General features: G+C 46.4%; 7 protein-coding genes. 2 read left to right on the top strand and 5 right to left on the bottom strand.

All coding sequences use genetic code 11. From position 1 onward, the window contains the following. The 5 genes from AC4E7D_RS09995 to AC4E7D_RS09975 form a co-directional block, all read right to left on the bottom strand. Positions 1-2543: BamA/OMP85 family outer membrane protein (locus AC4E7D_RS09995; RefSeq protein WP_490173656.1), on the bottom strand; the 2543-nt coding region annotated here is incomplete at its 3' end. Between the two features lie 4 nt (positions 2544-2547). Continuing rightward, positions 2548-3288 (bottom strand): undecaprenyl pyrophosphate synthase, encoded by a 741-nt coding sequence (gene uppS / locus AC4E7D_RS09990; RefSeq protein WP_490173655.1) that lies wholly within the window; start codon positions 3286-3288, stop codon positions 2548-2550. A 7-nt stretch (positions 3289-3295) separates the two neighbouring features. Beyond that, complete coding sequence (gene porG / locus AC4E7D_RS09985; protein ID WP_490173654.1) at positions 3296-3982, bottom strand: type IX secretion system protein PorG; 687 nt, start codon at positions 3980-3982, stop codon at positions 3296-3298. A 109-nt stretch (positions 3983-4091) separates the two neighbouring features. Further along, the gene (locus AC4E7D_RS09980; RefSeq protein ID WP_490173653.1) at positions 4092-4973 is read right to left on the bottom strand and encodes an NAD kinase; all 882 of its coding nucleotides are present in this window, start codon (positions 4971-4973) and stop codon (positions 4092-4094) included. 5 nt (positions 4974-4978) lie between these two features. Further along, positions 4979-5635, bottom strand: coding sequence for a CBS domain-containing protein (locus tag AC4E7D_RS09975; protein ID WP_490173652.1), 657 nt, complete (start codon positions 5633-5635; stop codon positions 4979-4981). A gap of 94 nt (positions 5636-5729) precedes the next feature. Between AC4E7D_RS09975 and AC4E7D_RS09970 the strand changes: the two genes are divergently transcribed. Together AC4E7D_RS09970 and AC4E7D_RS09965 are read left to right on the top strand one after the other, a co-directional pair. Next, positions 5730-6443 (top strand): pyridoxine 5'-phosphate synthase, encoded by a 714-nt coding sequence (locus tag AC4E7D_RS09970; protein WP_490173651.1) that lies wholly within the window; start codon positions 5730-5732, stop codon positions 6441-6443. Continuing rightward, positions 6443-6697: alpha/beta fold hydrolase (locus AC4E7D_RS09965; RefSeq protein WP_490173650.1), on the top strand; the 255-nt coding region annotated here is incomplete at its 3' end. The genes AC4E7D_RS09970 and AC4E7D_RS09965, both read left to right, overlap by 1 nt.

The following is a 6697-nucleotide window of genomic DNA, read 5'->3' as shown; positions in this document are numbered from 1 at the left end:
TCAAAGCCGTATCCGAAATCGATCCCCAAAAGACCAAAGGCCGGCATGAATATTCGTAGCCCCACTCCGGCAGATCTTTTTAACTCAAACGGTCGAAACTCCTGAAAATTGTTGAAGGAGTTCCCCGCTTCCAGGAAAGCAAGTCCGTAAATAGACGCTGTGGGTTTCAAAGTAAGGGGGTACCGAAGCTCCATAGAGTATTTATTGTAGACAATCCCTCCTTCCTGCTGACCCGTTAGCGGGTCAACCGGGGTCAGGGAATTATTGTCATAACCGCGTAACTGTATCACTTCCCGTCCATCCAGGGTAAAGTTCCTTCCCAAACCATCTCCTCCAAGGAAAAACCGCTCAAATGGTACTTTTCCCACGTCGCTGTTGTAATTCCCCAGGAAACCGAATTCGGCATTGGTGCGGAGGACAAGCTTACCCCAAACGGGGGTATACCAGTCGCCCTTAAACTTGATCTTGTAGTACTCCAACCAGCGGAAGCGTTCCTGGTCTACCTGTTCCAGTTCCGTGCGCTCCTGGTCAGTTAGCGTCTGCCCTAGCAGTGCCCTTTGGGTCCTCAGTTCATTGAGTTCCTCGCTACGCGCCTTCAGGGAGGCAAAATCCTTATCGCTAAAAAGGGAATACGGGGGTGTAAATTTGGCGGTAACCTCAAAAATAGAACCGGTCATCGGATAGATCCTGCCTGGCCCGGCAGAACTTCTGGATAAGCCAAAAGTATAGGCCAGGGAGTTGGATTGTCCATTACCAAAATTAAAGAGCCCCGTACGGTAATTCTCAAAATTATACAACTGGTAGCTCAGGGCATGGGATACGGTAAAATAATCATCCGGCCATTGCACCCTTTTTGCCAGCCCCAACGATACCCCGGTAATGGAGAACTGCTGGTTTTTGTTTACCTGTACCCGCCCACTGCCACTAAAAGAAGCCAGGAACTGTTGGGTCCGTGAAAGGGAAAGGTTGAAACGAACGGGTTTCTTCCCACCCAGCCAGGGCTCAGAAAAGTTGAGGCTGTAGACCCTGAAAGTCCTACTGGCCTGCAGGCGAAGTGCAAAAGTTTGCCCATCTCCCATGGGCACTGGCTTGTACGCTTCCCCGTTGAATAAATTTTGTATCGAAAAGTTATTAAAGGAAAGTCCGAGGGTCCCGATGAAGCCTCCGCCCCCGTAGCCACCCTGCAACTCTATCTGACTGGAACCAGATTCCACCAGGTTGTAGGCAAGGTCAACAGTTCCTTCATTGGGATTGGGGTTAAGGATGTCTGGTTTGATCTGTTCAGCATCAAAAAAGCCCAACTGCCCTAATTCCCTAACACTTCGGATGATATTTTCCTTGCTGTACCGCTGCCCGGGCCGGGTCCTGAGTTCCCTGAAGATCACATGGTCGTTGGTCTTGTCATTTCCGCTTACGGTCACATGGTCCAGGAAGGTTTCCTTCCCTTCTATGATCCGGATCTCAAAATTAATGGTGTCATTCTGGGCGGATACTTCTATCGGATTGATCTGGGAGAACAGGTAGCCGTTGTTCTGGTAGAGGTTGGTCACATCTGCAGCATCCGGGTTGGTGTCATCGGCTATGCGCTCTCGCAGGAGTACCCCATTGTAGGTATCCCCTTTTTTGATGCCCAATACCTGATTTAACACCCTGTCTGTATACACCGAATTTCCAACAAAGTCGATATCTCCAAAGTAGTACTTGTTCCCTTCCTCGACCGCGATCCGGATATTGATATTGTTTTCATTGACGGTTTCCACGGTATCCATCATGACCCGCGCATCTCTGTATCCGTTTTCAGCGTATTTATCAATAAGGCTCGAAAGGTCTTCCCTGTAATCTGCCTGTATAAATTTTGATTTCTTCCAGAACCTCCCAGGCCGCTTTACCTTAGTATTTTTCATGGCTTTCCGAAGCTTGGAAGCCGAGATCTTTTCGTTCCCCTCAAAAATGATCTTCTTGATCTTCACCTTGTCGCCCTTCTTTACATTGATCACCATGCTTTGGGCGTTGGTTTCTGAGGTATCCCTCGCAGTGGCAATTGCTACCTTAGCATTGAGGTATCCCTGTTTACGATATTTGTTCTGCAGGTAATTCTTGGTATTGGCAATTAAGCTCTCCGTAATTTTCTTGCCTTTTTTGAGGTCCGTGTCGTCGATAATACCCTGTACCTTTCGTTTTTTAACCCCATAAATGGTGACCTTGGAAAGGGTAGGTCTTTCCTTAATGAAGAGCTCTAGGAATATCTCTTCTCCCTGTATATCTGTAATGTAGAATTTAATATCACTGAACAGCTCAAGGCTCCATAATTTTTTAATGACCGCACTAATCTCATCCCCGGGTACGGTGATGGGAGAGCCCTCCCTGAGTCCGGTGTATGTTTTGACCGTTTGTTCGTTATAGCTTTCCAGCCCGGTCACCTTAAGCCCGCCAAGGATATATTCCTTACCCTGGTCATATGAAATGTCCTGGCCTAAGGCTGTAAAACTCGAAAAAAAGATTAGAATGTAATAGAAGAGATTTCGGGATATTAATTTTCCCATATCCCTAGTTAAGTTGTTCGCTGATCTTTCCAAACCTCCGTTCTCTGTTCTGGTAATTCAAAATAGCCTCTACCAAATGTTCCTCGCTAAAATCTGGCCAGAAGACATCTACAAAATACAGTTCTGCGTATGCTATCTGCCAAAGCAAAAAATTGCTGATCCGGCGTTCCCCGCTTGTCCGGATTAGCAAGTCTACATCTGGTAAATCATGCGTGTAAAGATGACTATTTATAACGGTTTCATCAATATTTTCGGGGGAAATTATGTTATTTTTAACTTTGGTCGCTAAACTGCGTACCGCCTGTTTAAGTTCTTCCCTGGACCCGTAGCTAAGTGCAAGGGTAAGGGTCATCCCCGAATTTGATTTTGTTTTTGCCTTAACCTCCAGAAGTTCCTCGTAAACTTTGGCAGGCAGGGTTTCAATATTGCCAATGGCATTGAGACGGATGTTGTTCTTGTTGAGGGTAGACAGTTCTTTTTTGAGGGTGGAAACTAATAACCGCATCAGGGTATCTACTTCCAGCTTGGGCCTTTTCCAGTTCTCCGTTGAAAACGCATACAGGGTAAGGTAATCTATCCCGGCTTTGGCACAGTTTTCCACAGTTCTTCTCACGGCTTTTACCCCGTTTTCATGCCCAAAAACGCGCAATTTGCCACGTTGCTTGGCCCATCTGCCATTGCCATCCATGATTATGGCCAGGTGTTTGGGAAGATTTTCGCTTTTTAAATCTTCAATAGTGTTCATTGGCGTACTACTCGAAGCAATCTGTGCAGGGTTTCCTGCCGAATGTATAAGTTACGGTAATCCCTGAAAAAACGTACCAGTCGTCACTAAAAATGTTCCCGAAGCGGAACTGTTCAAAGTTCGTACCTTCCGGGTTACTGCCGTCCAGGTTGTCCGTAAACGTATACCTTGCTCCAATTTCTGCTCCAAAAATAAGGAATTGATTTATCCTAGCCTTAATTCCTAGCGTCATTGGTATGGCCAGGGAACCATCTTCCTGGTCCAGGGTCTGTAGCTGACCCGCGTCAAAGTAGTGATAATTATAGCGAAAATAGGAAAGTCCGGTATATAAATAAGGAGTCATAGCCGGACCTAACTTATGAAGGTTGTATTCCCAAAAATGGAATTCGAGTCCGGCAGAAACTTCCTTCACTGAGTTCCTGAAGGAATACCCCCTCTGGTTTCGGGAGGCGATGTCTGACTTATTATCGTCAAAGGAAAACTGACCGTAAAGCAGACTGCCCCTCCATGCGTAGCGCTTGCTTTTGTTCCATTTGGCAATTCCACCAAAGGCAATACCTGTAGGGGCAATGTAGTTCATTCGCCCTACATCCCCTATGGCATTGGCGCCTCCACCAAACAAGCCGATCTCATAGGTCTGTGCAAATCCTGTGGTAAAAAACAGGACCATTACTGCCAAAATTATTCCCCGCATCAATTTGCCAATAACTTTAAAATGGGATATTGCATTCCTTTAGCTTTCCCCATAACTAGGTTCTCCAATGTAAAACAGGAATTGGGTGTATTTATTGTTTCAAGAAGGGTCAATTCCGGCGGTCCTCCCCCCAGAGCAATTTATTGCGAATGGTTTTGAGGAAACTTTCTGAAGTGTATTCCACCATCCTGATGTTAAACCGGGCTTTTCTAATGGTAAGTTCCCTGCCATTTTCTATAGTGGCCAGCCTGGAATCCAGGGATAACAGGTGATGCTCCTCCCGCCCGGATACCTTTAAACGGATCTCGGTATCGTCTGAGATGACCAGGGGACGGGCATTGAGGTTATGGGGTGCGATGGGGGTGATCACCAGGGACTGTGCCGTTGGGGTTATCACAGGTCCGCCGCAACTCAGGGAATAACCGGTTGATCCTGTAGGAGTGGCTATAATTAAACCATCTGCCCAGTATGAAGTAAGGTACTCCCCATTTAAATAAGTGGCAATGGTGATCATGGAGGTCGTGTCCTTACGGCTTACAGACACTTCATTCAAGGCAAAATTCATATCCCCGAATTCCGGAATATCGGATTCTGAGAACACCGCAACAAGGCTTCTCTCAACGATGTGGTAGGCGCCGGCATTAAACTCGGTTATAACCCGGCGTACTTCTTCTTTCTTAAATGTGGATAAAAACCCCAGGCGGCCCGTATTCACCCCAACGATAGGGATACCCAGGTCCCGGATATAGGTTATGGCCCTTAGAATGGTGCCATCTCCCCCAAAACTTACAAAAAGGTCAAAGGAACGGTCCAGACCCTCTTCATGGGTAAATGTAGCATAGCTGCCAAGGCCTCGGTGCCCACCCAGCAACTCGAAGAATTGTTTTTCAAACAAGACAACGGCCTTTGTTTTCTGGAGTTCATCGAGTAGTTCCTGTACATGATCCAGGGTATCTTCCTGGTAAACCTGACCGTAAATGGCGACTTTCATGCCTCTCAGACATTTAAGTATTTATCCAGGTAATCGGAGCGTCTTTTGAGGTCTTCCAGGAACTGATCCTCATCATTTCCAAAGAGAATACTGTAGTTATAACGCCTGAAGGTCTGAATAACCTCATTGCTATTTTCTGAAGTGATTTTCAGCGTAACCTGTACAATATCATTGCGGGTTTCCGTAATGATGGCCCCCAGCAACCTGGCATTATTGCTTTCCACGATCTGTGAAATCTCGCTAAAGGAGTAATCCTTTATGCCCTTGGCCACTACCAGGATAACCCCTGGCTCAATAAAAAAGGGTGTATCTATAAACTCGGCCACAATGTCGTTTAGGTCAAAATACCCCAGCATCTGCTCATTTTCATCCAGTACCGGAATTAAATTGGCTTCATTACGCGCGAAAAGCTCAAGGGCATCCAGCCAGGAAGTTTCCTTCCGGGCAAAAAAAGCCTCCAGCTCATATCGATAGTCTTCCACACGCTTCACCTGTTCAAAAGATTCCAGGTCCGTTTCAGAAAGGACCCCAATAAAACGACGGTCTTCCACAATGGCCACATGTGAGAAGGTGGTATGCTGGAAGAATTCAATGACTTCGGACATGGAGTCCTGAAGATTGAAAACCGGTAAGGTGTTGATTATGTGCGATTGAAGGTGCATAACTTATCTAACGGTTGCAAATTACTAATTTTAAGCATCAAAAGGTGTGCCTTATTTGTATTTTTGTGAACCCAAAAAATAAGGCCGTTCCGAAATGACAAAATTAAGTGTAAACATTAATAAAATTGCCACTTTGCGAAATTCACGCGGAGGGAACATGCCCAACGTACTCCAGGTGGCACGAGATATACAGGAATTCGGGGGACAGGGAATAACGGTACACCCCAGACCAGACGAACGCCATATTCGCTATCAGGATGCGCTCGACCTCAAAGAGGTGGTTACAACGGAATACAATATAGAAGGCAACCCCATACCTAAGTTTATCGACCTGGTTTCAGGCATCCGGCCTACCCAGGTGACCCTGGTGCCTGATGCTGAGGATGCCATAACCTCCAATGCAGGCTGGGACACCCATGCCCACAAGAACTTTCTGAAGGAAGTGATCAGCGAATTCAAGGCTTTGGATATACGGACCTCAATTTTTGTAGACCCCAATGAACATATGGTTGAAGGAGCAGCACATACCGGGACGGATCGCATAGAATTGTATACCGAACAATATGCCAGGGATTTTTCGGCAGGCAACAAAAAGGGTGTTGTGCCTTTTGTTAGAGCTGCGGAGAAAGCCCATGAATTAGGGCTTGGGGTAAATGTCGGGCACGACCTTAACCTGGACAACATCGCCTTTTTTAAACAGGAAGTCCCCCACCTGCTCGAAGTATCCATAGGCCATGCCCTGATCTGCGAATCCCTTTATCTCGGCCTGGAAAATGTCGTTAATATGTACCTGCACCGATTGAAATAATGGAACTGCTGCACTCAATAATCCTGGGAGAAGGGGAACCGCTACTTATCCTGCATGGATTCCTGGGCATGTCTGACAACTGGAAAACACTGGGATCCCAGTATGCCAATAATGGCTATCAGGTACATTTGATCGATCAGCGCAACCACGGTAAAAGCTTCTGGTCAGAAGATTTCAATTACGAGTTTTTAGCAGAGGACCTGAGATACTACATTGAACACCACAAGCTGGGACAGGTAAACCTTCTCGGGCAT

The sequence above is a fragment of the Lentiprolixibacter sp. genome (assembly GCF_982873095.1).
Note: the sequence above shows the minus strand (reverse complement) of the source record. Positions and strands in the feature narration are given on the sequence as shown.

Excerpts from the sequence above, each read along its gene's own strand:
- porG (WP_490173654.1), bottom strand. The coding sequence starts at position 3,982 with ATGCGGGGAATAATTTTGGCAGTAATGGTCCTGTTTTTTACCACAGGA.
- AC4E7D_RS09980 (WP_490173653.1), bottom strand. The coding sequence starts at position 4,973 with ATGAAAGTCGCCATTTACGGTCAGGTTTACCAGGAAGATACCCTGGAT.
- AC4E7D_RS09975 (WP_490173652.1), bottom strand. The coding sequence starts at position 5,635 with ATGCACCTTCAATCGCACATAATCAACACCTTACCGGTTTTCAATCTT.
- uppS (WP_490173655.1), bottom strand. The coding sequence starts at position 3,288 with ATGAACACTATTGAAGATTTAAAAAGCGAAAATCTTCCCAAACACCTG.
- AC4E7D_RS09970 (WP_490173651.1), top strand. The coding sequence starts at position 5,730 with ATGACAAAATTAAGTGTAAACATTAATAAAATTGCCACTTTGCGAAAT.